The organism is Pseudomonas sp. Snoq117.2, from assembly GCF_900110545.1.
GTDB lineage: Bacteria > Pseudomonadota > Gammaproteobacteria > Pseudomonadales > Pseudomonadaceae > Chryseomonas > Chryseomonas benzopyrenica.
This window is the reverse complement of the sequence record NZ_FOED01000007.1, coordinates 1-23,535: the sequence shown is the minus strand read 5'-3', so window position 1 is coordinate 23,535 and position 23,535 is coordinate 1. Positions and strand designations below refer to the sequence as shown.

Sequence of the window (23,535 nt, the reverse complement as noted above, 5' to 3'; positions counted from 1 at the left end):
TCAGACCTGGAAGCGGTTCACCAGCCCCTGCAGATCCACCGCCAGCCGGGACAATTCCTGGCTGGCGGCACTGGTCTGGCGCGCACCGTCGGCGGACTGGGTGGAGAGATCGCGGATGTTGACCAGGTTGCGATCCACTTCGCGGGCCACCTGGGCCTGCTCTTCGGCCGCGCTGGCGATCACCAGGTTGCGCTCGTACATCTCGCCGATGCGGCTGTTGATCTCGTCCAGCGCCACCCCGGCGGTTTCCGCCAGGGCCCGCGTGGCCTGGGCGCGCTGACTGCTGCTGTGCATGGAACCCAGGGCCTGACTGGCGCCGCTGCGCATGCCCGAGACCATCTGCTCGATCTCCAGGGTGGACTGCTGGGTACGACTGGCCAGGGCGCGCACCTCGTCGGCCACCACGGCGAAACCACGTCCGGCCTCACCGGCCCGCGCCGCCTCGATGGCGGCATTGAGCGCCAGCAGGTTGGTCTGCTCGGCGATGGCGCGAATGACGTCGAGCACCTTGCCGATGTCCTGGGACTGCTCGGCCAGGCGCTGGACCACCGTTCCGGTGGCCGCGACCTCGTCGGACAAGGCGGCGATGGCGCCCAGGGTGTCGGCGACCCGCGTCTGGCCCTGCTGTGCGGCCTGGCTGGAGGCCCGCGAGGCTTCGGAGGTGGAGACGGCGTTGCGCGCCACCTCGTCCACCGCGGTGCTCATCTCGGTGACGGCGGTAGCGGCCTGTTCGATCTCCTGGTTCTGCTGCTGCAGGCCCTGGCCCGCGGCCTCGGTGACCGCATTGAGCTCTTCGGCGGCGGTGGCCAACTGGGTGGAGGAGCCGGCGATGCGCGAGAGGGTCTCACGCAACTGCCCCTGCATCTGCTGCAAGGCGCGCTGCAATTCGCTCACCTCGTCACGCCCCTGCACCGCCAGGGTCTGGGTCAGGTCGCCCTGGGCGACACGGCGGGCGGCCAGCAGCGCTTCGCGTAGCGGTCCGACGATGCTGCGGGTCAGCAGCCAGGCCATGAGCACCGTGGCCAGGGCGGCCAGGACGATCACCGCGATGACGATCAGCCGTGAAGCCTCATAGCGATCCGCCGAGACCTTGCCATCGCGTTCGATACCCTCGGCATAGAGGTCGCCCAACTCGCCCAGCTGCTTGCCGGTGCCGTCCACCACCGGTTTCATGTCCACCAGGGTCAGTTTGTTGAGCGCGACGGTATCGCCCCGCCGCGCCAGGGCGAAGGACTCGGTCATGCCCTGCTGATAGGTGGCGAAATCGCGCTTGAACAGGTCCCAGCGCTGGTGCTCCTCGGGGGTGTCGACAAAGACCTCATAGGCCTTGATGCCCTCCATGAGCACCTTGTTGCGCGCCTCGTACTGGCTGACATAGGTGTCGATGTTGCGCGGTTCCGGGTCCAGCGCCAGCCGCAAGGAGATGGTGCGGATGCGCAGCATGTTCTCGCGGATGGCGTCCACCGCGCGGATGCTCGGCACCCAGTCGCGCTCCGTCACCACCTGGCGTTCGCGGATACCCGCCATCTGCGCCAGGGAAAACAGGCCGAGAAAAGCCACCATCAGGGCGATCAGGCCGAAGCCCAGCGCGGCGCGGGGCGCGATATTGCAGTTGCGTAACAGCATGGAATCTCCGTGGCCGCTGGCCCTGTTGTTGTCTGACAACATATATCGGCCAGGACACCCTGCCCTTTAGCGCAGCGGTTGCAGCGAACCTCGCCGCGTTTTCGTCGTCTCACAGGCACTGTCGCCCATTCCGGGCGACCTGCCAGGAATGTTCGGATGAAAACCGGTCCCTCTCGCGCCTCCCCGTTCTCCGCGCCTCGTGCGCTGCTCGCCAGCCTGGTCCTGGGTGGCGGTCTGCTCCTCGCGGGCTGCGCCGGCAATCCGCCGACCGCGCAGATGGCCGTGACCCAATCGGCCGTCAACGAAGCCGTGAGCGGCGGCGGCAACCAGTTCGCCCCGATTGAGACCAAGTCGGCCCAGGACAAGTGGACCCAGGCCCAGGCGGCGCTTTCCAACGAGAAATACGACGACGCCAAGCGCCTGGCCGAGCAGGCCGAGTGGGATGCCCGCCTGGCGACTCGCAAGACCCAGGCCGCCAAGGCCGCAGCGGCGCTGCAGGATGCCCAGAACAGCATCCAGCAGATCCGCGAGGAAGGTCAGATCAACCTCCAGCTGCAACAGAATCTACAGAAAAAGGTGCAGCAGTAAGGCTGCCCGCTCTCTTGAAGGACGAAACCCATGCGTAAACGTTTTCTGCTTCCGGTACTGTCGGCCCTGACCCTCACCCTGGCCGCCTGCGCCACCCCGCCCAACCCCAACCTGGAAAAGGCGCGCAACGACTACGCCGCCCTCGAATCCCAGCCCCAGGCCACCCAGCTGGCGGCGCTGGAAACCAAGGATGCCGGCACCTGGCTGGCCAAGACCGACAAGGCCTACAAGGACGGTGAGAACGAGCGCACCGTCGACCAGCTGGCCTACCTGACTCAGCAACGCATCCAGACCGCCATGCAGACCATCAAGCTGCGCATGGCCGAGGCCGAGCTGAAGAAGGTCGATGCCCAGCGCGGCGAAACCCGCCTGAACACCCGCACCGAGCAGCTGCAGCAACTGCAGAAGGCGATCAAGTAAGGCCATGGGCGCAGGACTCCTTCGGGAATCCTGCGCCCGGCACCGTGGTCCTCTACAGACCCGCGAGCGTCTTGCTCGCCATAGTCCGGAGGATCTTTCATGCACGCCATACGCCTACGCAAACCCGGTGGTCTGGATCAGCTGGAACACTGTGAACTGCCCGATCCCGGTCAGCCCGGAGCCGGCGAGATCCGCGTGCGGATCAAGGCCAGCTCGCTGAATTTCCATGATCTGGGCGTGGTGCTCGGCAAGATGCCGACCACCGATGGGCGCATTCCCATGTCCGATGGCGCCGGGGTGGTCGAGGCCGTGGGCGCAGGCGTCAGCGAATTCGCCGTGGGCGATCAGGTGGTCTCGACCTTCTTTCCCCAGTGGCTGGACGGCGAGCCGACAATCGACGATTTCTCCACCACGCCCGGCGATGGCATCGACGGCATCGCCTGCGAGGTAGTGGTGCGCCCGGCCACGGCCTTTACCCGCGCGCCCAAGGGCTACAGCCATGCCGAGGCGGCGACCCTGACCACCGCCGGGCTCACCGCCTGGCGTGCCCTGGTGGTGGACGGCAATCTCAAGGCCGGTGACAGCGTGCTGGTCATGGGCACCGGTGGGGTGTCCATCTTCGCCCTGCAGCTGGCCAAGGCCATGGGCGCCACGGTGATCGCCACCTCTTCGTCGGACGAGAAGCTGCAGCGTGCCTATGCCTTGGGCGCCGATCACCTGATCAATTACCGCGACGAGCCGGAATGGGGCGCCAAGGTACAGGCCATCACCGGGGGGCGCGGCGTCGACATCGTGGTGGAAGTGGGCGGCCCGGCGACGCTGGCGCAATCCATCCAGGCCGCGCGTATCCATGGTCATCTGGCGCTGATCGGCGTGCTCACCGGCGTCGAGGGCCAGGTCCCCACCGCCAATCTGATGCGTCGGCACCAACGACTGCAGGGGTTGATCGTCGGCAGTCGCCGCCATCAGCAGGAGATGATCCAGGCGCTGGAGAGTAACGGGATCAAGCCGGTCATCGATCGCGGCTATCCCCTGGCCGAGATCGCCGAGGCCTTCGCCTTCCAGAAGGACGGCAGCCATTTCGGCAAGATCGTCTTGGAGATCTGACAATGGTCAGACGAAAGCCAGACTGAGACCGACAGGGCTCTGCTAGACTTCCGGAATTGCCTCATCGCGTTCCGGATGTCCCGATGACTTCGTCTACCGCCCTGCCCTATGCCGTCGTCATCGAAGACAACAGTCTGCTCGCCGAGCTGCTGGGCAATCATCTCGAAGAACAATTGCAGTGGGCCTGTACCCGCTTCGACAATGCCGACGATGCCCTGGTGCATCTGCTGCAATGCCAGGAAGCGCCGGCCCTGGTCGTTACCGATCACCTGATGCCCGGCCAGTTGCGCGGCGGCGAGCTGGCGCAGATGCTGCTGCAGCGCTGGCCCGAGTTGCCCATGGTGATCACTTCCGGCTACGGCTACGAAATCACCACCACGTTGCCCCCTCAGGTGATCTTCCTGCAGAAGCCCTGGACGCTGGATGAGGTGGATTCGGCGGTACGCCTGGCGCGAGCGCGTCAGGCAGGCGACTAGACGCCCAGCTGCCCGCAGGCCTTCAGCAACTGGTCGATGGTCCAGGGCTTGGGCAGGAACAGCGCCCGGTCTTCGCGTTCGGCATATTGCTGGCCGGTGTATCCAGAGGACACCAGGATGGGCAACTGTGGAAACCGTTGGCGGACCTGTTTGGCCAGGGCGAGCCCGTCCAACCGACCGGGCATGCGCACATCGGTGAACAGCAGATCGGGCGGCAATGGATCGGCTTCGAACCAGCACCAGGCGGCATCGGCGGTGTCGAACGACTGGACGGCGTAGCCTTCCATTTCGAACACCTCCGTCGCCAGCGAGCGCAGTACGGGATCGTCTTCGACGACCAGCACAGTGGTAACGGCTGCGGAAGAAACTACATCGGTCATGGCAACGCTACTTCATTAGTACGACTAAATAGACCGAAATTACTCGAATTGGATCACAACCCTCGGATGGACGGCTGGCCGGTTGGTACTGGCACTTGTCTGATGCCGCAGCGGCTACTTAATTCCCTGTCTGTCGGAAAAAGGTGCCGGCAGATCGCTGGCCGGCGCCCGACTCTCTTACTCTAAGGCTCTCGCTGGACGTCACCGCCGTCTGCTTTCGCTGCCCACCTGTTCGAAAGATCCCATGGCTGAATCCGCTCTCTCTCACGCTGAACTCCAGGCCGAAGTACGCCGCCTGCGCGCCGCGCTCGACCAGTGCACCGCGCTGCCGCCCCAGGACGCCCAACGACGCCTGGCAATCTTCGATGGCGCCATCGATTTCGCCATGATCGTGCTCGATCCGGCCGGAGTGATCGCCGACTGGAACAGCGGCGCCGAGCGCCTGCTGGGCTGGACCGCCGCGGAGATTCGCGGTGCACCGGCGGAGCGCTTCTTCACCCCGGAAGACAACCAGAGCGGCCGCGCCTCGCTGGAAATGCGGCTGGCCCTGCAGGACGGCCGTGCCGAGGACGAGCGCTGGCACCTGCGCCGCGATGGCACTCGCTTCTGGGCCAGTGGCGAGATGCATCCGCTGCACGACGACGCCGGTACCCATACCGGCTTCGTCAAGATCCTCCGCGACCGCACGTCCCAGCACCTGGCCGGCGAGGCCCTGCGCGACAGCCAGCGCTACGTGGGCGAGGTACAGCAGCAGCTGGCGGAGAGCGAGCGCTACTGGCGTGGCCTGTTCGAGCAACTGGACGAGGGCTTCATCCTCGGCACCATCCTGCGCGATGACCAGGGCCGCGGCCGGGATTGGCGCTATGACCAGGTCAACCGGGCCTGGTGCACGCACTTCGGCTTGAGTGCGCAACAGGCGGTCGGCCAGACCGCGCGCAGCCTGTTTCCCGATCTCGAAGACCTCTGGGTGGAAGACTTCACCCGGGTGGTGGATACCGGCCAGTCGTTCAGCTACGTGCGGCAATTCCAGCACAACGGGCGCTGGTACGAAGGCCATGCGCACAAGGCCGGTCCCGACAGCTTTCTGGTGCTGTTCCTGGATGTCACCGAGCGCGAGCAGGCCGCCCAGGCGACCCGCGACGAAGAGCGCTATCGCAGGGCCCTGGCCGAACTCGGTGAAGGCTTCAGCCAGCTGGGCGACATCGAAGCCGTCACCGACCTCGCCTGCGCCACCCTGGGTACCAGCCTGGATGCCCACCTGGTGGGCTATGGCCTGGTGGACGCCGAGGCCGAGACCATCACCGTGGGGCGCGACTGGACGATCCCGGGCGCCCGCAGCCTGATGGGCACCCTGAATTTCCACGACTACGGCAGCTACAGCGAGTCTTTCAAGCGCGGCGAAACCGTGGTGATCGAGGATGTGCACGCGGACCCGCGCGCCCGTGACAACCTCGCGGCGCTGCAACGCCTGGAGACCCGTGCCCTGGTCAACTTGCCGCTGTTCGAGCACGGCAACCTGGTGGCCCTGCTCTATGTCGGTTCCAGTCAGCCGCGGCGCTGGACGCCGGCCGAGCTGCAATTCATCCGCGAGGTCGCCAATCGCACCCGCTCGGCGACGGCGCGGCTGACCGCGGAACGTGCCCTGCGCGACAGCGAACTCAATCTGCGCCTGGTGGCCGACACCCTGCCCTGCCTGATCGCCTTCGTTGATCGCGACCTGATCTATCGCTTCGCCAACGTCGAGGCGCCCAAGTGGTTCAAGGATGCGCCGCAGAGCATCCTCGGTCGCAGCATGGCCGAGGTCTTCGCGCCGGAGCTGTTCGCTGCCCGCCGCCCGGCCATCCAGGCCGCCCTGGACGGCACCCCGGCGCGGCTGGATCTGCCCTGGGCCTGGCCGGACGGCCGGCGACGCATCGCCGACATCCACTATCGGCCGCGGCGGGATGGGCGCGGCGCGGTGGATGGCTTCTATGTCTTCGCCCAGGACGTCACCGTCCAGCGCGACGCCCAGGCGCTAATCCAGGCGCAGAATCTCAGCCTCAGCCAGGAAGTCCAGGCGCGCACCGCCGAACGCGACCGGCTTTGGGCGCTCAGCGAGGACCTGCTGCTCACCGCCGACTTCGCCGGGCAGCTGCTGCGGGTGAGTCCATCCTGGTCGCGCGGCCTGGGCTATTCCGAGGCCGAGTTGCTCAGCCGCCCCTACACCGAACTCATTCACCCCGACGATCTACCGGGGGTGCTGGTAGCGCTGGACGACCTGCGCCGCAGCGGCCTGCCGACCCGGGTGGAGAATCGTGTCCAGGCGGCGAATGGCAGCTGGCGCTGGCTGTCCTGGACGCTGTCGCTAGATACCGATCAGGAGCACGTCACCGGTGCCGGGCGCGATATCACCCGCGAGAAGGACGCCGCGGAGACCCAGGCGCTGCTGGAAGAACAGCTGCGCCAATCACAGAAGATGGAAGCGGTCGGCCAACTCACCGGCGGCCTGGCCCACGACTTCAACAACCTGCTCGCCGGCATCGTCGGCAGTCTGGACCTGCTCACGGTGCGCATCGGCCAGGGTAGGCTGAACAACCTTGAACGCTACACCACCGCCGCCCAGGGCGCCGCCATCCGCGCCGCCGCCCTGACCCACCGGCTGCTGGCCTTTTCCCGCCGGCAGACGCTGGATCCCAAGCCCACCGACGTCAATCGCCTGGTGGCCGGCATGGAAGACCTGATCCGCCGCACGGTGGGTCCGGCGATCCAGATCGAGGTGGTGGCCAGCAGCGAACTCTGGTCGACTCTGGTCGATCCGCCGCAGCTGGAAAATGCCCTGCTCAACCTCTGCATCAATGCCCGCGATGCCATGCCCGAGGGTGGCCGCATCTTCATCGAGACCGCCAATCGGGCGCTGGATGCGCGCATGGCCCGGGTCCGCGACCTGGAGCCGGGCGAATACATCGCCCTCTCGGTGACCGATAACGGCTGCGGCATGCCGCCCGAGGTGATCGCCAAGGCATTCGATCCCTTCTTCACCACCAAGCCGATCGGCGTGGGCACCGGGCTCGGCCTGTCGATGATCTACGGCTTCGTGCGCCAGTCCGGCGGCCAGGCGCGCATCCATTCCCAGGTCGATGAGGGCACCAGCGTCACCCTGTTCCTGCCGCGCCACCGCGAAACGGCGGCGGGTGTGGACCTCATCGCCAGCCAACCGGCGCTGCCACGCCAGGGTCACGGCGAGACGGTGCTGGTGGTGGATGACGAACCCACGGTACGGATGCTGGTGGTGGAGGTGCTGGAAGAACTGGGCTACGCCGCCCTGGAAGCGGCGGATGCCAGCTCCGGGTTGCGACTGCTGGAATCCGATGTGCGCATCGACCTGCTGATCAGCGACGTCGGCCTGCCCGGCGGCATGAACGGCCGGCAGATGGCCGACGCCGCCCGCCAGCGCCGCCCGGGCCTCAAGGTACTGTTCATCACCGGCTACGCGGAGAACGCGGTGGTCGGCAACGGCCATCTGGAGTCCGGCATGCACGTGATGACCAAGCCCTTCGCCATGGACGCCCTGGCGGTGCGCATCCGCGATCTGATCGAAGGGACCTGACTCCGTAGGTTGGCGCTACGCGCAGCGAGGCCCAACGGTGCCGAGGTGCAGCCCGGGCCCTGTTGGGCTTCGACGATGACGCCGTCTCAGCCCAACCTACGTCAGCAACCACCGCAGTTCGACCTCTCATATAGGTTGGCGCTGAGCGCAGCGAAGCCCAACGGTGCCGAGGTTCAGCCGGGGGCCTGTTGGGCTTCGACGATGACGCCGTCTCAGCCCAACCTACGTCGGTAGCCACCACGGTCCGGCCTCTCGCGTAGGTTGGCGCTGAGCGCAGCGAAGCCCAACGGGGCCGAGGCTCAGCCGGGGGCCTGTTGGGCTTCGACGATGACGCAGTCTCAGCCCAACCTACGTCGGTAGCCACCATGGTCCGGCCTCTCGCGTAGGTTGGCGCTGAGCGCAGCGAAGCCCAACGGTGCCTCCCGCCCAACCAGTCGCGACGGGCTAACGCCTCCTTGTCCAGCGTTTCGGGTTGGCCCCGCCCGTGGAAAACGCTACGGCATGGGATCCCGGCACCCGGGATAGCCCAGAGCGCTCAGGCCAGGTAACGCCCGAACCAGTCCAGGGTGCGCTGCCAGGCCAGCTGGGCAGCCGCCTCGTCGTAGCGCGGGGTGGAGTCGTTGTGGAAGCCGTGGTTGGTGCCGGCATAGCGCTGCACCTCGTAGGTCTTGCCGGCCGCCTTGAGCGCCGCTTCGTAGGCGGCGGCGCCCTCGTTGATGCGCGGATCGTTTTCGGCGTAGTGGATCAGCAGCGGCGCCTTGATCGCCGCCACCTCCTCGGCGCGCGGTTGACGTCCATAGAAGGGCACCGCCGCGGCCAGCTCGGGATAGGCCACGGCGGCCGCGTTGGCCACGCCACCGCCATAGCAGAAGCCGGTGATACCGACCTTGCCGGTGCTGAATTCGTGGCTCATCAGGGTTTCCACGGCGGCGAAGAAGTCGTTCATCAGCTTGGCCGGATCGACCTGCTGCTGCAACTCACGGCCCTTGTCGTCGTTGCCGGGATAGCCGCCCATGGACGTCAGGCCGTCCGGTGCCAGCGCCAGATAGCCCGCTTTGGCCAGACGCCGGGCCACGTCTTCGATATAGGGATTGAGGCCACGATTCTCGTGGGCCACCACCACTGCCGGCACCTTGCCGCTGGCCTTGGCCGGCCGCACCAGATAGCCACGCACCCGCCCATGGCCCTTGGGCGAGGGGTAATAGACGTACTCGGCGATGATGTCCGGGTCGGTGAATTCCACCTGGCTGGCCAGGGCATAGTTGGGGCTCAGCGCCGCCAGCACGCCGGTGGCCGACAGCCCCAGCACCGCGGCACAGGCCCCGGCGCGGTCGAGGAAGTCGCGGCGGCTGATGCGACCGTGGACATAGAAGTCATAGAGTTCGAGCAGTTCGGGCGAGAAATCCTGGGCGGTGAGGCGGGTCATCGCAGCGCTCCTCTGGCGGGAAAGGGGACCGCCAGCCCAGCTGGGTAGGCGCCCCGGTGGCCCCCGAGTGTGCCGCGAATCGTCTGACTATGCCATGGCCTCGCGCGGGTGCCGCGCTGGGCGTGCAGCTCGGCGATCAACGCTTCGAAACGACCGCCCTGTTCAGAACAACCCCATCTGCCGATCCAGCAACCGGTCGAAGCGGTCGCCGACGAAGGGCAGGATGGCGTCGGCCACCGGGGCCAACTGGCGCTGTACATAGTGATCGTATTCGGGTGGTGCATGGGGCAGCTCGACCGGCTCGGCGCCGGCGGTGGTGATCAGGTAGCTGATCCAGCCGCCACGGCGAAAGCGGCTGCGGCGTCCCAGCCGGGCGTTTTCCGCCTCCAGCAGGCGCGCCGCGCGTACCTGGGGCGAGAGATTGCTCTGGTACTCCTCCAGCGGTCGGCGCAGGCGCTTGCGATAGACCAGCAGGTCGTCGAGGTCGCCGGCGCGGGTGCGGGCGACGAAGTCGCGCACATAGTCCTCATGGGGCTCACCGGTGAAGATCAACAGGTACAGCTCGCGCTGGAAGCGCTGGGCCAGCGGCGACCAGTCGCTGCGTACCGTTTCCAGGCCCTTGAACACAAGCTCGGGCTGGCCGTCGGCTCCGGGTCTGAGCCCGGCGTACCGCTTCTTGCTGCCCTCCTCCGCGCCGCGAATGGTAGGCATGAGAAAGCGGCTGAAGTGGGTCTCGTACTGCAGCTCCAGATGGCTTTCCAGCCCCAGCTCCGCCTGTAGCCACTCGCGCCAGTGGGCGTTGACCGCCGCCACCAGCTCGCGACCGATACGCTCGGCCTCGGCCTCCTCATGGGCAGCCCCGAGCCAGACGAAGGTGGAGTCGGTGTCGCCATAGATCACTCGATGACCACGCGCCTCGATCAGCTCGCGGGTCTGGTGCATCACCGCGTGGCCACGCAGGGTGATGGACGAGGCCAGGCGGTGATCGAAGAAACGGCAGTGCGGCGTGCCCAGCACGCCATAGAAGCTGTTCATGATGATCTTCAGCGCCTGAGCCAGGGGCGCGTTGCCCGCGCGCTTGGCGGCATCGCGCCCCTCCCAGACCCGCGCCACCATCTCCGGCAGGCAGTGCCGGGTGCGGTGGAAGCGCGCGCCACGAAAGCCCGGCACCGTCTCGTCCTCGGGCAATGCCAGGCCCTCCACCAGCCCCACCGGATCGATGAGAAAGGTGCGGATCAGCGAGGGATAGAGACTCTTGTAGTCCAGCACCAGCACCGAGTCGTAGAGCCCGGGCCGGGAATCCATGACGAAGCCACCGGGGCTGGCCTCGGGTGGCTGGGCACCGAGATTGGGCGCGACGAAGCCCTGGCGGTGCATCAACGGCAGATAGAGATGGTAGAAGGCGGCGATGGAGGCGCCATGGCGCTCCAGCGGCAGGCCGGTGACGCTGGCCCGTTCCAGGAGGAAGCGCAGCAGCTCGGTCTTGGCGAAGATGCGGGTGACCAGTTCGCAATCCACCAGGTTGTAGCGCGCCAGGGCGCTCTTTTCGCCCGCGAACATGCGATTGATCGAGGCCATGCGGTCGTGGGGATTGTCGATGGCCTTGCCTTCGCCCAGCAGGGTACGGCTGACGTTCTCCAGGCTGTAGGAGGGAAATACCCAGGTCGCCGACTTGAGTGCCTCCACCCCGTCGATGATCGGCCGCCCGGCCAGCAGCGCCTGGAAGGGCCGGCCCTGGCCGCCGGGTTCGTAGCGATCGTCCTCCAGTGCACCACGCCCCAGGTGCAGGGGCACGCCCAGTTTGCGCGCGTGTTCGTGGAGCACGCGGATGTCGAACTGCAGCACGCTCCAACCGATGATGACGTCGGGATCATGGCGCGCCATCCAGGCGTTGAGACGCTGGAGCAGGGTGGCGCGGTCGGCGACGTATTCCAGGTCGAAGTCCACCGCCGCATCCTCCCCGGTGGGCGGGCCGAGCATGTACACCTGGCGCTGGCCGCAGCCATGCAGGCCGATGCTGTAGAGCTCGCCGCGCTCGCTGGTCTCGATGTCCAGCGACAGGGTGCGCAGCGAGGGGCGATAGTCGGGATCGGGCCGCAGTGGCCCGCCGTCTGCCGTGGGCAGCGTCACCGGCGCGGTGATGAAGCGCTCCATGAGAAAGCGATCCGCCGGGGCGATGTCCGTCTCGTAGACCTCGATGCCGGCGGCGGGGAGGCGCTGCTCCAGTTCGCGCAGGGTGCGATAGCGCGGCGCATAGAGCCCCAGGACGGGGCGCCGCTGGAAGTCCTGCAGCGCCAATTCGCGGATCTCCACCCCGGCCGGCAGCAGGCGCTCGATGTCCGCCCGTCGCGCGGCCGGGGCGAAGGCCACGGCCTGTTGCGCCGGCACCCGCAGCTGGCGCGGACCGCTGTCGGTGGCGAACCAGAACACCAGCTCCATCCCGGTGGAAGTCTCGCGCCAGAGGCGTGTCAGCAAGAAACCCTGGACGGCGGCCAAAGCAGCAGCGCTCCTCGACATGGATGAAGGCCCATTCTCGCAAGGCCAGACCGCGCCGGCGACCCCGGCGCGCCGGGTGGTCCGCTCGTCGCTCCCGCCGAACGGCCTGTGTCCTGTGGCGATGATCTTGCATCGAATGCCCACACCCGTCGTAGAGCCGATTCCCCAGCTCTTGGGCGCACCCTTGGTTTCAGCTGTCAGGCCGTGTCATGAATTCCTTGTCGTCGTCTTTTTCCACCGCTGCCGTCACCGGCTACAACGCCCAGCAAATGCGGGTGCGCGAGCAGGCGCGTCGCTGGCTGGAGCAGGACGTGCTGGTGCTGGATACCGAGGCGACCGGTCTGGGGGAAGAGGCCCAGCTGATTGAAGTGGCGGTGATGACCCTCGGAGGCCGGGTGCTGCTCGATACCCTGGTGCGCCCCAGCATCGCCGTGCCGCGCGAGGCGACCCTGATCCACGGCCTGACCGATGCCCACCTGAGCCAGGCGCCTTCCTTTCCCGAGGTGTTCGCCCAGCTCTGGCCGCTGCTGCAGGGCCGCACCGTGCTGGCCTATGGCATGGCCTTCGACTATCGCCTGCTCGGGCACGATGCCCAGCTCCACGGTCTGGCGCTGCCGCCGGAACTGGAGCGGGAGACGCCGCCGGTGCAACTGGTGGATGGCACCCGCCTGCACTGCCTGATGCAGCTCTATGCCCAGTTCTGGCAGGAGCCGAGTCTGGACAGCCGCAGCCAGGACGGCTGGCGGCGCAAGTCCCTGGCCATGGCCGCTCGCCAGCAGGGCGTCGCCGTGCAGGAAACCCACCGCGCCCTGCCCGATTGCCGCCTCAAGGCCGCCCTGGTGCAGGCGCTGGGCGAGGACGCGCCGGCTACCTGGAGCGGGCTGCAGGCCCTGGCAGGCTAGCCGAGCGGCAGTCCGCCGGCCGCACCGGCAAGCAGACAGGCTAGATTCGCGCGGCTTGCCATACTGGAGGTCTCATCCCACCCGAGGCCCCGCTATGAAAGCCGTCGTCTACGAAGCCTTTTCCGCGCCACCCTGCCTGTGCACGGTGCCGGACCCTACCCCCGAGCCGCACGGCGTGGTGCTCAAGGTCATGGCCACCGGCGTCTGCCGTAGCGACTGGCACGGCTGGGTCGGCCATGACACCGACATCGAACTGCCCCATGTGCCGGGCCACGAACTGGCCGGGGTGGTCGAGGCGGTAGGCAAGGACGTCAGGAGGTGGCGGGTCGGCGACCGGGTGACGGCGCCCTTCGTCGGTGGCTGCGGCGCCTGCCCGCAGTGCCATGCCGGCCACCAGCAGGTCTGCGACCATCAGTTCCAGCCCGGCTTCACCCACTGGGGCTCCTTCGCCCAGTACGTCGGCATCCACCAGGCCGATCTCAACCTGGTCGGCCTGCCCGAGCAGCTGGACTTCGCCACGGCGGCGAGCCTGGGCTGTCGCTTCGTGACGTCCTTTCGCGCCGTGGTCGACCAGGGCAAGGTCAGCGCCGGCCAGTGGGTAGCGGTGCACGGCTGCGGTGGCGTCGGGCTCTCGGCGATCATGATCGCCAGCGCCCTGGGCGCCCAGGTGGTGGCCATCGACATCACCGCCGACAAGCTGGCCCTGGCCCGCAGCCTCGGGGCCGTGGCCACCCTCGATGCTACCCAGGTGGCCAGCGTGCCCGAGGCGGTGCAGGAACTCACCGGCGGCGGTGCCCACGTCTCTCTCGACGCCCTGGGCCACCCCACCACCTGCTTCAATTCCATCGCCAGCCTGCGCAAGCGCGGCAAGCACGTTCAGGTCGGGTTGCTGCTGGGCGACCAGGCGACGCCGGCGCTGCCGATGAATCTGGTGATCGCCAAGGAGCTGGAAATCCTCGGCAGCCACGGCATGCAGGCCCATCGCTACGACGTGCTGATGGCCATGCTGCGCCAGGGCACCCTGGCACCGGAGCGGTTGATCGGCCGCGAGATCAGCCTGGCCGAGTCCAGCGAGGCCCTGATGCACATGGACAGGTTCGAAGGTACCGGGGTGACCGTCATCACCCGCTTCGACTAGCCCGCTAGCCGGACTCCGCCGCCTGCAACACCCAGCGCAGCCCCTGCAGGTCCTCGGCGGACAGGGTTGCGCGCAGGCGGCAGAGGCGATAATTGACCCGGGTATTCATGGCCACCCATTCCAGGTCCTGGCGGCTGGGCTGGCCGATGAAATACTCGCCGTAGCGCTCGTCCAGCCCGGCCATGCGGTACTGGCCCTTGAGTGGCAGGTAGAGCTGGCCGTTCATTTCCCAGCGACTGGCACTGCAGCCGTGGAAGCGCACCTTGTCGCCAAAGGTAGACAGCTGGGTGCGGAAATCGGTGGTGGCGTTGCCGGCGCTGGTCTTGAACTGGCTGGCGATTACGCTGAAGACGATCCCGTCGGACGAGGGTGCCCCACGCCATTCGATGACCCGACGATTGAGCGCCGTGTCGAACTTGTCGGTGAAGATGCCGGCGGCCTGCGCCGTGAGCGTTGGCAGGGTCAGGGCACCCAGCAACGCCATTATTGTTTTCAAAACAGACTCCTGGTGGCGACCCGCACACCCAGCCTGAAGCAACAGGCAGAGGCGGCAAAGGGCCAGCTTCAGTCTTTGGAGACCCGATTGGCTGAAAGGTGCCCCCAGAGGTCCGGATAAGCGGTATCTTTCACAGTCTAGGCTCTGTACGAAAAGTGCCTGCGCTCGGTAATGCTGCGTTAAAAATCAGCTCGGAATGCTCATTTACCACTCGTAAACTCCGCTTCCTCGCTGATTTTTGCCTTGCCTGACCTTCGCTCGGCGACTTTTCATACAGAACCTAGCGACGAGCCCGCCTCGTCCACCCCTTTTAACCGTCGCCAGTGAGGCGTACGGCCCGACCACGAAACGACCGGCCAAACCGCCGGAGAGCACTGCGAGGATCTATGAGCGCTGCGGACATCGATTGGAAGACCCTCGGTTTCGACTACATCAAGACCGACTTCCGCTATATCGCCACCTATCGCAACGGCAGCTGGGGACCCGGCGAGCTGACTCGCGACAACCAGTTGCACATCAGCGAAGGCTCCACGGCCATCCACTACGGCCAGCAGTGCTTCGAAGGCCTCAAGGCCTATCGCTGCCAGGACGGCTCCATCAACCTGTTCCGCCCCGACCGCAACGCCGCGCGCATGCACAAGAGCTGCGCCCGCCTGCTGATGCCGCCGGTCCCCACCGAGATGTTCATCGATGCCTGCCAGCAGGTGGTCAAGGCCAACGAGGCCTGGATCCCGCCCCACGGCACCGGCGGCGCCTTCTACCTGCGGCCCTTCGTCATCGGCGTGGGTGACAACATCGGCGTGCGCACCGCCCCCGAGTTCCACTTCGTGGTATTCGGCATCCCGGTCGGCGCCTACTTCAAGGGCGGCATGACCCCGCACAACTTCGTGATCTCCGGCTATGACCGCGCCGCGCCCCAGGGCACCGGTGCCGCCAAGGTCGGCGGCAACTACGCCGCCAGCCTGATGCCCGGCGCCCAGGCCAAGGCCGAAGGCTTCGCCGACTGCATCTACCTGGATCCCCTGACCCATCGCAAGATCGAGGAAGTCGGTTCGGCCAACTTCTTCGCCATCACCGGCGACGGCAAGTTCGTCACTCCGCGCTCCGAATCCGTGCTGCCGGGCGTGACCCGCATGTCGCTGATGGAGCTGGCCCGCGAGCGGCTGAACCTGGACGTGGTCGAGGGCGACGTCTTTATCGACCAGCTCGACCAGTTCGTCGAAGCCGGCGCCTGCGGCACCGCGGCGGTCATCACCCCCATTGGCGGCATCCAGTACGGCGAGAAGCTGCACGTCTTCCACAGCCTGACCGACGTCGGCCCGGTGACGCGCAAGCTGTACGAGGAACTGACCGGCATCCAGACCGGCGACAAGCCGGCTCCGGAGGGTTGGATCGTCAAGGTCTGACTTGGGTTGGTTTAGTGTGAAAAAGCCGCCTCAGGGCGCCTTTTTCGTTTGGGTAAATCAGATTGATGCCATTGCCGCCGCCCTGGCTGTTTATCGAGCGATCTGCCGAAACTCGTTTCGCCTCGCTGGCGACTCACCTATCGCGGCCATGGGCCGCTCCTACAGGATGACCAGCTGCCGTAGGAGCGGCCCATGGCCGCGATTCCAGCGAGGTTCAGGTCTACGCACCGTTGGGCTTCGCTCCGCTCAACCCAAACTACAAAGCCCCCTACACCCCCTCCCGCCGCCGCAACACGGCGCGGGCGCCGATGAACAGCACCACCACGCAGATCGCCGCCGCGATCAACCAGTGCGTCGACACATGATGCTCGGCGAAGAAGTCCCGCAGGATCTCCCCAACCGCATAACCGATGCCGGTCATGACGAAGCCCCACAGCAGGGCGCCGATGATGTTGAAGAACAGGAACCGCCGCGGCCGCACGCCGCTGGCGCCGATCAGCAGCGGGCCGATCAGGCGGAAGCCATAGGCGAAGCGGATGCCGATGATCCACAGGGCCTCGTGGCGATGAATGCGGCTGCGCAACCAGTCGATGCGCGCTTGCTGGCGTTTGAAGCGGCCGAGGATGCGGTCGCCGTAGCGGCGACCCAGGTAGAACAGCGTCTGATCGCCGATGAAGCCGCCCAGGGCCACGCACAGCGCCGTGAGCGGAAACAGCAGGTAGCCGTGGCGCGCGGCGATGCCGGCCAGGATGGCGACGCCGTCGCCTTCCACCAGAGCACCCAAAACCGCCGCGCCGTAGCCGTAGTTGCTGATGACCTCGCTGTCGATCATGGCACCGCCCTAGAGACCGAGGATGGTCAGCATGATGAAGGTACCGAACAGCACGAAGTGGGTCATGCCCTCAATGGCGTTGGTCTCGCCATCGTTGAGGTTGATGGCGGCGACGATCAGGGTCACGGCCATCATCACCGTCTGCACCGGCGTCATGGCCATCTGGATCGGCTGGCCGTTGTACAGGGCGATGGCCTCCACCACCGGTACGGTGAGGATCACCGTGGACAGGCTGGCGCCCAGGGCGATGTTGATAACCGACTGCATGCGATTGGCCATGGCCGCGCGCAGGGCGGTGAGGATCTCGGGGCTGGCGGAGATCACCGCCACCACCAGCGCCGGGACCAGGGCCGGTACGGCCAGGCCTTCCAGCCCAGTATCCAGCGACTTGGACATCACCTCGGCCAGGGCTCCGGTGGCGACGATGCCGACGATCAGCATGGCGATGGACAGGGTGGCGCTGCTTTCACCATGGCCGGCGGTGGCGGCTTCGCCCTCGGCCGCCGGGCGCTTGCGCTTCTTGTCCGGGTAGTTGTAGCTGAAGAAATAGCTGTGCGGGCCGGTCTGCATGCGCAGGAACAGGGTATAGAGCAGCGCCATGGCGCCGATGGTGAAGAAGGAATAGACGTGCCACTGGGCCGAGGGAATGAATTCCGGTACCAGCATGGAGATGCTCACCGCGGTGATGATCATCACCCCGTAGCTGCGGCTGGAGTCATCGTTGTAGGCCTGCTCGCCGTGCTTGAGGCCCCCGAGCAGCGCAGTCAGGCCGATGATGCCGTTCATGTCCAGCATCACTGCGGCATAGATGGTGTCGCGGGCCAGGGTCGGCGAGTGGTCGTGGCTCATCATGATCGCCAGGATGATCACCTCCACCAGCACGGCGGAGAGCGTCAGGATCATGGTGCCATAGGGATCGCCGACCTTTTCCGCCAGCAGTTCGGCGTGATGGGCCACGCGCATGGCCGCGCAGATGATGGCAGCGATCAACCCGCCGGCGGCGATCAGCGCCAGGGTCTGGCCACCGCCGAGCAGGGCGTGTTCGAACACATAGGCCAGCACCGTGGCACCGATGGCGACCAGCAGCAGGGTTTCGTCTTTGAGGGCGGCGAGCATGGAAAGGAGCGTCCTTGGTTGAGCAATGCCTTGTTACGACCGCCCTGGAGGGCAAAAGGCTCGCATCCTGTTACACCCCGGCGCTGGCCACCCAGGCTACCGCCGCCTGACAGGCCGCTCAGCCAACCCGAGCACGCGGTGCCAGGCGCTTCCACACGGCCTTGGTGCCGGTCGCGCAGGCCTGGCGATAGCCCAGGGCATGGCGTTCCACCAGGAACCAGGACACCACCGCCAGCGGCAGGGTGATGCCGATGGAAAGCAGCACCATGGTCCAGGCCTCGATGCCGGGGATCACCGCCGCCAGGGTCTGCTGCACGGGAAAGGAGTAGATGTAGAGGCCGTAGGAGTAGTCACCCACTTCGTTGAAGGCACGGATGCGGCCGGCCGGCACGAAGGCGAGATAGAGCAGCACATAGCCCAGCGTCAGGTTGTAGACCAGGTAGAAGCTGTCGCGGTCGGGCATCGCCACCGCCAGCAGCGCCACGGCGACGACGAAGGCCGCCCGTGACAGGGGGATGTAGCCACGCAGCACATAGAAGGCACCGCCCAGGAAGAACATCTGGAACAGCCGCAGCAGGTGCGATTCGCTGGCGAAGAAATAGTAGGCGAACAGCTTGAACAGCGCCGCGCCCACGGCGAACAGCAGGATGGCGCGCTGGAAGTGGCGACTGTCCAGCCGCAGCCAGAGCACGAACAACCAGAGCAGCGCCAGGGCGCCGTACATGCCCACCTCGAAAGGCAGCGTCCACAGCGAGCCATTGACGATGGTCTGCAAGGGATTGCCCTCGAACAGCCCGGGCAGGTCGAATTCGGCGCCAGCGATCAGGCCGGTGTTCTTGAACAGATAGAACCAGGTCTGGGGATCGCTCAGGTAATCCTGCAAGGGTGCCCGGGTCAGCCAGGCACCCAGGCCCAGCACCGTCAGCACCAGCATCACCAATAGGCCCGGTACCACGCGCAGGGCGCGGCCCCAGACGAAGTCGATGATGTCGGCGCGGCTGAGCAGACTCTTGGTGACCAGAAAGCCGCTGGTGATGAAGAAGATGTCGACCGCAATGTCGCCCAGGGTCATGCCCAGGCTCTCGCGTCCCGGTTCCGCCGTGGCCGTGCCACTGGAGATAGCGAAGCTGTGACTGAAGACCACGGCGAGCGCCGCGATCATGCGAATCAGATTGAGATTGTTGTTCTTGCCGCCAACGTAATCCTGAACGGTCTGCACGGATACCTCACGCCTGGTGTTTGGAGCCATGCGTCCCGATTGTAGTCAGATCCAGACCCAATGCAGGCGTTATGGCCCTTTGCTGGCCCAAAGCGTGGAACGCTGGGAATTTCTGACCGCCCAAACCACCGTACATCGGTCAGCGGGAACCCGGATGCCTGCGGAAAACCCGGCAAAGCGTGCGACAATCGTCCATCTTTTTCTGATTCAAGCTATCCCGAGGCTCCCATGTACGACTGGCTCAATGCCCTGCCCAAGGCCGAACTGCACCTGCACCTGGAAGGCACCCTGGAGCCCGAGTTGCTGTTCAAGCTGGCCGAGCGCCATGGCGTCGCCCTACCCTGGGGTGATGTCGAAGCCCTGCGCGCCGCCTACAACTTCGGCAACCTGCAGGAATTCCTCGACCTCTACTACGCCGGCGCCGACGTGCTGCGCACCGAGCAGGACTTCTACGACCTGACCTGGGCCTATCTGCAGAAGTGCAAGGAACAGAACGTCATCCACACCGAGCCCTTCTTCGATCCCCAGACCCACACCGATCGCGGCATTCCCTTCGAAGTGGTGGTACGTGGCATCACCCAGGCGCTGAGCGACGGCGAGCGGCAGCTGGGCGTGACCAGCGGGCTGATCCTGAGCTTCCTGCGTCACCTCTCCGAAGACGCCGCCCAGGCCACCCTGGACCAGGCGCTGCCGTTTCGCGACCACTTCGTCGCCGTCGGCCTGGACAGCTCGGAAAAGGGTCATCCGCCGAGCAAGTTCAAGCGCGTCTTCGCCCGTGCCCGCGCTGAGGGTTTCCCGGCCGTGGCCCACGCCGGCGAGGAAGGCCCGCCGGAGTACATCTGGGAAGCCCTGGACCAGCTCGGCGTGGTGCGGATCGACCATGGCGTGCGCGCCTTCGAGGACGAGCGCCTGATGGATCGCCTGGTCGACCAGCAGATCCCGCTCACCGTGTGTCCGCTGTCCAACACCAAGCTCTGCGTGTTCGACGACATGAGCCAGCACACCATCCTCAAGATGCTCGACCGCGGCCTCAAGGTCACCGTCAACTCGGACGATCCAGCCTACTTCGGTGGCTACGTCACCGAGAACTTCATGGCCCTGCACGAAGGCCTGGGCATGACCCAGGCACAGGCCCAGCGCCTGGCACAGAACAGCCTCGACGCCCGCCTGGTGAAATGAGCATGAGCCTGACCGCTGCCGAGATCTCCTACTACGAACGCTTCGCCGAGCGCCTGGCCGATGCCGCCGCCGTGGCCATCCAGCCCTACTTCCGCGCCCAGCTAGCAGTGGACGACAAGGGCGATGCTGCCATCGCCGGCCGCCGCTACGACCCAGTGACCATCGCCGACAAGGCCGCCGAACGGGCCATGCGTGAACTCATCCAGGCCGAGCACCCGGATCACGGCATCCTCGGCGAGGAAGAAGAGAACGTCGCCGGCAGCAGTCCCCTGAGCTGGGTGCTGGATCCCATCGACGGCACTCGTGCCTTCATTACCGGCCTGCCGCTATGGGGCACCCTGGTGGCGCTCAACGACGGCAGCCGCCCGGTGATCGGGGTGATGAACCAGCCCTTCACCGGCGAACGCTACCTGGGCACCCCGGCCGGCGCCTGGCGCAACGGCGCGGCCCTGCGCACCCGCGCCTGCGCCAGCCTGGCCCAGGCCCGGCTGATGTGCACCAGCCGCGACATCTTCGACACCCCCGAGCGTCTGGCGGCCTTCGACGCCGTGGCCGCCGAGGTGCAGCTGGCCCGCTTCGGCGGTGACTGCTACGCCTACTGCATGCTGGCCTCGGGCTTCGTCGACGTCATCATCGAGGCGGGCCTGCAGCCCTACGATGTCCAGGCGCTGATCCCCATCATCGAAGGCGCCGGCGGCCGCATGACCGCCTGGGACGGCGGCGATGCCCAGCAGGGTGGTGCCATCCTCGCCTGCGGTGATCCGGCGCTGCATGCGCAGTTGGTGGAAAGGCTCAAGCACCTGGCCTAGGACGCCCACTTTCGTAGGTTGGCGCTGAGCGCAGCGAAGCCCAACATTACAGTTCGTCCAGCCTGGCTTATCGGCGCTCTGGCTGCTTATCGAGGTTTGGGGGAGAGGCTGTTCGAGACAAGAACCACCAGCAGCCCTCTGTAACCCGCCAGGGCCCTATAGCTAACCCTCAGCAATCGCGGCCATGGGCCGCTCCTACAGGTTCGACTAGACCTGTAGGAGCGGCCCATGGCCGCGATTGGCAGTGCTCCGTTTTCCGTAGGAACAGCAATATCGGCGGAGAATCAGTCAGCCCCGCCGTACCCATGCACGTTGCCTCGGGCAACCTCTTAAGCCCCCTCTAAGCCAACTCCCGTATACCGGCAGGATTCCGCCAAGAGTCTCTGCCGTGCTCCCCTCTTCTTCCCCTGCCTCCCCAAGAGCCGCACAGCTGGAGCGGGCCTTGCTGCTCGGCTGCCTGGCCGCCTACCTGCTCGCCGGACTGTTCGGCCGTGGACTGTGGAAGGCCGACGAGCCCTATTCCTTCGGCATGGTGTGGAATTTTCTCACCACCCCGGACTGGCTGACTCCTCGCGTCGGTACCGCGCCCTTCATGGAAAAGCCGCCGCTGATGTACTGGACCGGCGCCCTGGCCGCGCGGTTGTCCGCGCCCTGGTTGAGCGCGCCCGACGGTGCACGGCTGGCGGTACTGGGCTGGATGCTGGTGACCCTGGCCGCTCTTGCCTGGCTGACCGGACGACTGCTGCCCGGCCGCCAGCGCGAGGCGGTGCTCGCCCTGCTGGGCATGCTCGGGGTGGTGCAGCACAGTCATCTGCTGATCGCCGACGTGCCTCAGCTGGCCGGCGCCACCCTGGGCCTCGCCGGGCTGGCCGCGCACCTGCACGACAACCGCCACCCCTGGCGCCAGGGCCTGCTGTTCGGCAGCGGCCTGGGTATCGCCTTCATGAGCAAGGGCCTGCTGGTGCCCGGGGTGCTGGGCCTCACCGGACTGCTCTGCGCGCTCTGCTGGCCGCGGCGGCTGGTCGAGCCGGAAGGGCGTCGCTGGCTGCTCGCCGCCAGCCTGGCCGCCCTGCCCTGGCTGCTGGTCTGGCCGGCGCTGCTCTGGCACCGGGCGCCGGAGCTGTTCCATACCTGGCTGTGGATCAACAACATCGGCCGCTTCTTCGGCCTGGAGGTGCGCAACAGCGATACCGATGGCCTGGCTTCCAGCCTGGCGGATCTGCTGGCGCTGTCCTTTCCTACCGGGTTGATCCTGCTCGGCGCCACGCTCTGGCAGCTGTATCGCAGTGGCGGCAGCCCGCTGAAGCGCCTGGGTCGGCATCCAGGACTGGCTACGGTGGTGCTCTATGCCATCGTCTGCCTGGCGGTGCTGCTCAAGTCGGCGGTGTTCCGCAGCCTCTATCTGCTGCCGCTGTTTCCGGCCCTGGCGCTGCTTGCCGCGCGCCTGCAGCCTCCGCCCGTACTCGCCGCCCTTGGGCGCACCCTCGGGCTGGCCTTCTGGACGCCGATCATCGCCTTGCTGGCCCTGGGCGGTTTCGGCCTGGCGCTGGGCTGGCCGCTGCCCTGGCCAGCGCTGGTCCGGGACCATCTGCCGCTCACTGAACGGCTGCCGGTAGGCCTGCTGGCCTGGATCCTCGCCGCGCTGGCGCTGCTCGGCTGGGGACTGGCGCTAGGGCTGCACAGACGCCTGGCACCCAGCAGTCTCTGGTTCGTCGGCCTCACCGTGAGCTGGAGTCTGGCCAACAGCCTCTGGCTACCCTGGGTCGACCTGGGCAACGGCTATGCCCGGCCGTTCACCGCGCTGCAGCGGGTGCTGCCACGGACGGATTGCGTGGCCAGCTACGGCCTGGGCGAATCGGAGCGCTCCATGCTGCACGTCTACGCCGGCTATCCCCCGGTGGAGCTGACCGCGCTGCGCCAGGTGCCCTGCCAGGTGCTGGTGGTGCAGGACGAATGGCACGAAGCCGTGGCGGTACCACCAGGCTGGCAGCTGCTCTGGCAGGGCGCACGGCCCGGCAATCTCAAGGAGCGCTTCCGCGCCTTCATGGTGTCGCCGAGGGTGCCTTGAGACGTTGGGCTTCGCTGACGCTCAACCCAACCTACGGTAGCTTCAGCTCCCACGTAGGTTGGGTTGAGACGGCTCCATCGTCGAAGCCCAACATGCGGGATCTGGCCCTGGGCACCGTTGGGCTTCGCTGCGCTCAGCGCCAACCTACAAGAACCCATTCCCCTTGTAGGTTGGGTTGAGACAGCTCCATCGTCGAAGCCCAACACGCGGGGGCTGGCCTTGGGCACCGTTGGGCTTCGCTGCGCTCAGCGCCAACCTACAAGAA

Annotated in this window: 18 protein-coding genes and 1 pseudogene; 11 read left to right on the top strand and 8 right to left on the bottom strand. The window is 66.6% G+C overall.

From position 1 onward, the window contains the following. On the bottom strand, positions 1 to 1,626 hold the full coding sequence (locus tag BMZ43_RS17565; RefSeq protein WP_068383654.1) for a methyl-accepting chemotaxis protein: 1,626 nt from the start codon (positions 1,624 to 1,626) through the stop codon (positions 1 to 3). A gap of 156 nt (positions 1,627 to 1,782) precedes the next feature. On the opposite strand from BMZ43_RS17565, the gene BMZ43_RS17560 reads away from it, so the two are divergent. The 4 genes and pseudogenes from BMZ43_RS17560 to BMZ43_RS17545 all read left to right on the top strand — a co-directional run bounded on the left by BMZ43_RS17560 (position 1,783) and on the right by BMZ43_RS17545 (position 4,217). Beyond that, complete coding sequence (locus BMZ43_RS17560; protein WP_017638661.1) at positions 1,783 to 2,214, top strand: DUF4398 domain-containing protein; 432 nt, start codon at positions 1,783 to 1,785, stop codon at positions 2,212 to 2,214. 30 nt (positions 2,215 to 2,244) lie between these two features. After that, positions 2,245 to 2,628 (top strand): annotated as a pseudogene (locus BMZ43_RS17555) (DUF4398 domain-containing protein); the annotation flags it as partial. 105 nt (positions 2,629 to 2,733) lie between these two features. Further along, positions 2,734 to 3,741, top strand: coding sequence for a zinc-dependent alcohol dehydrogenase family protein (locus BMZ43_RS17550; RefSeq protein ID WP_093255279.1), 1,008 nt, complete (start codon positions 2,734 to 2,736; stop codon positions 3,739 to 3,741). An 83-nt stretch (positions 3,742 to 3,824) separates the two neighbouring features. Next, complete coding sequence (locus BMZ43_RS17545) at positions 3,825 to 4,217, top strand: response regulator (protein ID WP_017638658.1); 393 nt, start codon at positions 3,825 to 3,827, stop codon at positions 4,215 to 4,217. Here the strand turns inward: BMZ43_RS17545 and BMZ43_RS17540 are convergent. Continuing rightward, entirely contained in the window at positions 4,214 to 4,597 is a 384-nt protein-coding gene (locus BMZ43_RS17540) for a response regulator (protein ID WP_051226123.1), read from the bottom strand. The genes BMZ43_RS17545 and BMZ43_RS17540 overlap by 4 nt on opposite strands. A 244-nt stretch (positions 4,598 to 4,841) precedes the next feature. Here BMZ43_RS17540 and BMZ43_RS26935 point away from each other — a divergent pair, with 244 nt between their 5' ends. Continuing rightward, positions 4,842 to 8,183, top strand: a complete 3,342-nt coding sequence (locus tag BMZ43_RS26935) for a PAS domain S-box protein (protein WP_064308459.1) — start codon at positions 4,842 to 4,844, stop codon at positions 8,181 to 8,183. 535 nt (positions 8,184 to 8,718) lie between these two features. Here the strand turns inward: BMZ43_RS26935 and yghX are convergent. Further along, complete coding sequence (gene yghX / locus BMZ43_RS17530) at positions 8,719 to 9,609, bottom strand: YghX family hydrolase (RefSeq protein ID WP_017638655.1); 891 nt, start codon at positions 9,607 to 9,609, stop codon at positions 8,719 to 8,721. A gap of 162 nt (positions 9,610 to 9,771) precedes the next feature. After that, positions 9,772 to 12,126, bottom strand: a complete 2,355-nt coding sequence (locus BMZ43_RS17525; RefSeq protein WP_371913886.1) for a DNA polymerase II — start codon at positions 12,124 to 12,126, stop codon at positions 9,772 to 9,774. A gap of 188 nt (positions 12,127 to 12,314) precedes the next feature. Here BMZ43_RS17525 and BMZ43_RS17520 point away from each other — a divergent pair, with 188 nt between their 5' ends. Together BMZ43_RS17520 and BMZ43_RS17515 are read left to right on the top strand one after the other, a co-directional pair. Then, positions 12,315 to 13,007, top strand: coding sequence for a 3'-5' exonuclease (locus BMZ43_RS17520; protein WP_093255273.1), 693 nt, complete (start codon positions 12,315 to 12,317; stop codon positions 13,005 to 13,007). A gap of 94 nt (positions 13,008 to 13,101) precedes the next feature. Continuing rightward, complete coding sequence (locus tag BMZ43_RS17515) at positions 13,102 to 14,145, top strand: zinc-dependent alcohol dehydrogenase family protein (RefSeq protein WP_093255270.1); 1,044 nt, start codon at positions 13,102 to 13,104, stop codon at positions 14,143 to 14,145. Positions 14,146 to 14,149: 4 nt separating this feature from the next. Here the strand turns inward: BMZ43_RS17515 and BMZ43_RS17510 are convergent, their stop codons facing one another. Beyond that, on the bottom strand, positions 14,150 to 14,641 hold the full coding sequence (locus BMZ43_RS17510; protein ID WP_177344823.1) for a hypothetical protein: 492 nt from the start codon (positions 14,639 to 14,641) through the stop codon (positions 14,150 to 14,152). Between the two features lie 386 nt (positions 14,642 to 15,027). On the opposite strand from BMZ43_RS17510, the gene BMZ43_RS17505 reads away from it, so the two are divergent. Then, entirely contained in the window at positions 15,028 to 16,047 is a 1,020-nt protein-coding gene (locus BMZ43_RS17505) for a branched-chain amino acid aminotransferase (protein ID WP_093255267.1), read from the top strand. A gap of 268 nt (positions 16,048 to 16,315) precedes the next feature. On the opposite strand, the gene BMZ43_RS17500 is transcribed toward BMZ43_RS17505, so the two are convergent. From BMZ43_RS17500 to BMZ43_RS17490, 3 genes are all read right to left on the bottom strand, one after another. Next, entirely contained in the window at positions 16,316 to 16,879 is a 564-nt protein-coding gene (locus BMZ43_RS17500) for a DedA family protein (protein WP_064307531.1), read from the bottom strand. A 9-nt stretch (positions 16,880 to 16,888) separates the two neighbouring features. Then, positions 16,889 to 17,995: a calcium:cation antiporter gene (locus BMZ43_RS17495; protein WP_093255264.1), complete on the bottom strand. Its 1,107-nt coding sequence runs from the start codon at positions 17,993 to 17,995 to the stop codon at positions 16,889 to 16,891. A gap of 118 nt (positions 17,996 to 18,113) precedes the next feature. Then, the gene (locus BMZ43_RS17490) at positions 18,114 to 19,214 is read right to left on the bottom strand and encodes an acyltransferase family protein (protein WP_256563000.1); all 1,101 of its coding nucleotides are present in this window, start codon (positions 19,212 to 19,214) and stop codon (positions 18,114 to 18,116) included. A gap of 228 nt (positions 19,215 to 19,442) precedes the next feature. Here BMZ43_RS17490 and BMZ43_RS17485 point away from each other — a divergent pair, with 228 nt between their 5' ends. The 3 genes from BMZ43_RS17485 (at position 19,443) to BMZ43_RS17475 (ending at position 23,270) form a co-directional block, all read left to right on the top strand. Beyond that, on the top strand, positions 19,443 to 20,393 hold the full coding sequence (locus BMZ43_RS17485) for an adenosine deaminase (protein WP_068383669.1): 951 nt from the start codon (positions 19,443 to 19,445) through the stop codon (positions 20,391 to 20,393). 2 nt (positions 20,394 to 20,395) lie between these two features. Then, positions 20,396 to 21,202, top strand: coding sequence for a histidinol-phosphatase (gene hisN / locus BMZ43_RS17480; protein WP_059316217.1), 807 nt, complete (start codon positions 20,396 to 20,398; stop codon positions 21,200 to 21,202). Between the two features lie 442 nt (positions 21,203 to 21,644). Then, positions 21,645 to 23,270, top strand: a complete 1,626-nt coding sequence (locus BMZ43_RS17475) for an ArnT family glycosyltransferase (RefSeq protein WP_093255258.1) — start codon at positions 21,645 to 21,647, stop codon at positions 23,268 to 23,270. Positions 23,271 to 23,535: the final 265 nt, after the last annotated feature.

Coding starts and splice junctions, on each gene's coding strand:
- BMZ43_RS17540 (WP_051226123.1), bottom strand. CDS start 4,597: ATGACCGATGTAGTTTCTTCCGCAGCCGTTACCACTGTGCTGGTCGTC.
- BMZ43_RS17550 (WP_093255279.1), top strand. CDS start 2,734: ATGCACGCCATACGCCTACGCAAACCCGGTGGTCTGGATCAGCTGGAA.
- BMZ43_RS17505 (WP_093255267.1), top strand. CDS start 15,028: ATGAGCGCTGCGGACATCGATTGGAAGACCCTCGGTTTCGACTACATC.
- BMZ43_RS17495 (WP_093255264.1), bottom strand. CDS start 17,995: ATGCTCGCCGCCCTCAAAGACGAAACCCTGCTGCTGGTCGCCATCGGT.
- BMZ43_RS26935 (WP_064308459.1), top strand. CDS start 4,842: ATGGCTGAATCCGCTCTCTCTCACGCTGAACTCCAGGCCGAAGTACGC.
- BMZ43_RS17515 (WP_093255270.1), top strand. CDS start 13,102: ATGAAAGCCGTCGTCTACGAAGCCTTTTCCGCGCCACCCTGCCTGTGC.
- BMZ43_RS17500 (WP_064307531.1), bottom strand. CDS start 16,879: ATGATCGACAGCGAGGTCATCAGCAACTACGGCTACGGCGCGGCGGTT.
- BMZ43_RS17485 (WP_068383669.1), top strand. CDS start 19,443: ATGTACGACTGGCTCAATGCCCTGCCCAAGGCCGAACTGCACCTGCAC.
- yghX (WP_017638655.1), bottom strand. CDS start 9,609: ATGACCCGCCTCACCGCCCAGGATTTCTCGCCCGAACTGCTCGAACTC.
- BMZ43_RS17560 (WP_017638661.1), top strand. CDS start 1,783: ATGAAAACCGGTCCCTCTCGCGCCTCCCCGTTCTCCGCGCCTCGTGCG.
- BMZ43_RS17525 (WP_371913886.1), bottom strand. CDS start 12,126: ATGTCGAGGAGCGCTGCTGCTTTGGCCGCCGTCCAGGGTTTCTTGCTG.
- hisN (WP_059316217.1), top strand. CDS start 20,396: ATGAGCCTGACCGCTGCCGAGATCTCCTACTACGAACGCTTCGCCGAG.
- BMZ43_RS17565 (WP_068383654.1), bottom strand. CDS start 1,626: ATGCTGTTACGCAACTGCAATATCGCGCCCCGCGCCGCGCTGGGCTTC.
- BMZ43_RS17520 (WP_093255273.1), top strand. CDS start 12,315: ATGAATTCCTTGTCGTCGTCTTTTTCCACCGCTGCCGTCACCGGCTAC.
- BMZ43_RS17545 (WP_017638658.1), top strand. CDS start 3,825: ATGACTTCGTCTACCGCCCTGCCCTATGCCGTCGTCATCGAAGACAAC.